The organism is Campylobacter sp. 2018MI01 (genome assembly GCF_018501205.1).
In the GTDB taxonomy this organism is placed as follows: domain Bacteria; phylum Campylobacterota; class Campylobacteria; order Campylobacterales; family Campylobacteraceae; genus Campylobacter_E.
In genome coordinates, this window is the sequence record NZ_JAHCZE010000087.1 from 1 (window position 1) to 4,005 (window position 4,005).

Sequence of the window (4,005 nt, forward strand, 5' to 3'; positions counted from 1 at the left end):
ACAAAATAAATTCATTAAACAAAAATTTTATTCTAAAACTTTGTTATAAATATAAATATAAAATATTTTATAAATTTTATTGAAGGAGAAAATATGAAAAAGATATTAATTTCTTTATTTTGTATAGGTGCATTAAATGCTAGTTCAATCAGTGAAATTGAAAAATTAAAACAAGAAAATGAAATTCTAAAACAAAGAATTGATGCTTTAGAAAATAAATTCTATGACCCGTTTGATGATTTTTTTAAAAGTTTTGATGCAATCAATAAACAACATATAAAAGCTTTAAATGAAATCAAAAAATCAATGGAAGATGATTTTAAAAACTACAAATCAAATTCTAATTACTCAAGTTATTTTCAAATCAACAATATCATATCTTATATGAAACAAACTTCACAAAATATAGATAATAAAACTAATTCAAAAATAGAAATAAAAACATATAACGAAAACACAAAAAAGGAATATTTATTAAAAGATATTATAAAAGATTTTGATACTTTTAAGGTGTATTTTAATTCAAAAAATCTTGATAAAAATATAGAATTAGATAAATTCTACATTAGTAGTAATGGTTTTGTATTCTTATCAAAGGATTTAAAAAATCAAATTATTATTAATTTTGAAGATATGAAAATTTATTTAAAAGATGAATTTTTAAAAGAACTTTCTTTATAAATTCATAAACCCTATTTTATAAATAGGGTTAAACTTTAAAAATATATTAAAATATAAATTTAATTACCGATATATTAGTATAATCAGTAACTAAATATAAAGGTAAATTATGAAGCAATCACTTCTATTAGAATTAATCTATCCACTTCCTGCGGCAACACTTGGTTTTGAACTTTTAGTATTTTTAGGTTCAATATATTTTAAAAAACTAAATATCACTTTTATAACATTGTTATTTTTAGCTAGTAGGATATTATTTATTTTTATGGATTTTCAACAAGCCCACGCATATATTTCACTATTTTCACCGATTGTATTTGCAATATTATTAACGCTTAAAAAAGATTATCTTTCTACAAAGAGATTAATTCCTGCTTATTTAGTAGTATTGTTTTATATCTTAATTGGTATATTTATTAAAGATTACCAGTTTATATCGTATTTACATAATTTAAACTTTATAAATCTTACTTATGTTTATTCAGATTTTTCTTTTTGCTTATTTTTAGTTTTAATGATTTATGTTGTAATTCTTAGAAAAATTAAAAATTTTGAATGTTTCTTGCAAGGTGCATATATTGCAGCCTATTTTCAATTTATATTCTACAATAGCCTTCAATTTTATAATTTAAGTTATTTTGAATTAGGCTCATTTATATTCTTAGCTGCTATTGGTTATCAAGGATATAAACTAGCGTTTTATGATTCACTAACTAATGTTTATAACAGAAGAGCTTATGACACTACTGAAGTAAAAAATAAAGATGTAATTGCTGTAGTTGATATAGATTTTTTTAAAAAGATTAATGATACTTACGGGCATGATGTAGGAGATATTATTTTAAGAAGTCTTGCAAGTATTTTGAAACAATATTCAAAAGCTTATCGTTATGGGGGAGAAGAATTTGTTTTAATTTTTAAAGAATATGATTTTTATAAGTGTGTTAGCTTACTTGAAAACCTTAGAAACGAAGTACAAAATCATACTTTTAAGGCTAAAAATCACGAAATAAAACTAACTATTAGTATAGGTGTTAGTTTGGTTACAAACTCTAAATTTGGAGCGTTTGAAACTGCTGATAATAGACTTTATAAAGCTAAACAAACAGGAAGAAATAAAACTATATTTGAATAACCAAAGTCATATTAAATTCTTTGATAAATTTATTATTTATACTAAGTTTGTGAGTATATTTATTTTTATAAAATTACTTAAAAGCTAATAATATTTGAAAACCTTATTTTAAATCCTATAAATTAGAATTTAAAATAAGAAAATTCAATGTTTAAAACTCAAATCTAATACTTGCATTAATATTATAATCAATATTTAAATTCCCACTAAAAGTCTTTTCAGCTTCTATATTTAATCCTAATTTTTTACTAATATTTTTATTAAGTCCTATACTTGCAAAACCTCTTTTATCTTTCTTTGCTCCACTAAAAGCAAAAGAGCTAATCCCATCACTAACTAAAAAATCAGGATTATTAGTTAAATCAAATATTCCACCAATTCCAGCTCTTAATGTTGTATTATTAATATCTACTCCAGTATAAACTGCTGCTTTTGATACCATTAAAACTTTTGAAGAAGATGTAATATTGACATTTGATACTTGAGATAAATTGCCAAATTGAATTACTTTTTCACCTTTAATATCAGTCTTCGGGATATAATTTGCAATCAATTCTAAACTAGGCTCTAAATAAAATTCATCACCAAATCTATAACCTAATTCAGCACTTGCTATTATACCTGTTCCTTTACTAGTAGAATTTCCTAAAAATGTATCGTTTCTAAACTCGCTTTTATAATGATTTGTTTTAAGAGTAGCATCTAAGAAAAATCCATTATTATAAACATTACTAACATACACTCCAAAACCATAATTATTAATTTTTGAATTAGTAGTATTATCAGTGGTTGTTTTACCGATATTTAGCATAATTCCTGCATAAGTATCAAAATCATTATTATTTATAATTTTGTCAGCACCTAATTGTATTTCATTGGCTTTTATAGAAGTATTTTTGATACTACCTTTATTTATATATCCACGAATCCAAATTCCTGCATTGTTATTAGCAAAACTTCTTAATTCTCCTAAACGCTTATTAAGATTATTATATTCAAACACTTGAGAAAAATAAAATTGCGAAGTCATTAATTTAGCTGATTCTAAAGCTTTTTCATTTTTACCTGTTACCATTAATTTGATAGCTTCTTTTTGTTCTTCTAATGCTATTTCAAATTTTTCTTCATCAGTCTTAGGCTCACTTGGTTTAATAGGATTTGCAGGTTTTAAATCTATCCAAGGAATGCTTGGTTTGATTTCAGGTTTTGCTTCTTCGTTATGATTAGGTTTAATATTTTCATTAGGATTTATAGGAGTTTCTGGTGTAACTTCTGGCTTAATATCAGGTTTTATTTCTGGCTCACTTGGTTTAGTATCTTCAATATTTGGTGGGGTTGTTGGCTTAATAGGATTTGCAGGTTTTAAATCTATCCAAGGAATGCTTTTATTATCAAAATCTTTTATCATTGTGCCTTTATTTTCTAGACTTTTATCTGTATTTTGATTAATTAACTCTTTTGCTTCATTACTTGCTAATAAATTATCATTAAAATCTACTAAATCTTTTATTTTATCACTATTAGTCACTATTTCATTTATTTTATTTATATCTAATTTAGAATTATTTTTATAAGTTAAATCATTAAAACTTTGCTTATTATCCTTAGCTAAAACATATACTTGATAATCTCCTACCTTTTCACTCTTTAAATAAGAATTCGCTAAAGCATATTCGCTAATTCCTGAATAGAATTTAAGATTTGTAGCAAAATCATTATTAGCACCCTTTAAAATAGCTAAAGGTAAATTAACACTTAAATTATTTGCTACTAAATTCCCTTTAGTATCTTTGCTAACTACTCCAATAATTCCAAAATTATTATTAGCCCCACTTGTGCTAATTTTAGAAATTATTGCTCCATTATAAGTAGTATTTGTGCCACCTAAGAAGAATGTAGAATTATTTGCAATTAGTTCATTTGTACTAAATGCTCCTAAACTTGTAGAATTATTTAAGCTTATTTTATTTGCTGATATTTTATTTCCTGCTAAATCTTTAAAACTACCTACTAAAGAACTCCTAGTTAAATCAATATTAATAGAATTATTACTTTTAATATCAAAATTAAGAGCTGAATTTGTAGCCTTTTAAACCCCCCCCCCCCCATTAATTCTAAATATCCTTTAGTATTTATATCTTTACCTACTTTTGTATTAGTTAAATTAAAATTTTTAGCACTATATTTAG

At 23.8% G+C, this 4,005-nt stretch carries 3 protein-coding genes; 2 read left to right on the forward strand and 1 reads right to left on the reverse strand.

What is annotated here, in order from left to right; translation table 11 throughout:
* Positions 1–93: 93 nt before the first annotated feature.
* Together KJQ97_RS08835 and KJQ97_RS08840 are read left to right on the forward strand one after the other, a co-directional pair.
* Complete coding sequence (locus KJQ97_RS08835) at positions 94–681, forward strand: hypothetical protein (protein ID WP_214120609.1); 588 nt, start codon at positions 94–96, stop codon at positions 679–681.
* Between the two features lie 109 nt (positions 682–790).
* Positions 791–1,816, forward strand: coding sequence for a GGDEF domain-containing protein (locus KJQ97_RS08840; protein WP_214120610.1), 1,026 nt, complete (start codon positions 791–793; stop codon positions 1,814–1,816).
* 151 nt (positions 1,817–1,967) lie between these two features.
* Here KJQ97_RS08840 and KJQ97_RS09865 read toward each other — a convergent pair whose 3' ends face one another.
* Positions 1,968–3,344, reverse strand: coding sequence for an autotransporter outer membrane beta-barrel domain-containing protein (locus tag KJQ97_RS09865; protein ID WP_214120611.1), 1,377 nt, complete (start codon positions 3,342–3,344; stop codon positions 1,968–1,970).
* Positions 3,345–4,005: the final 661 nt, after the last annotated feature.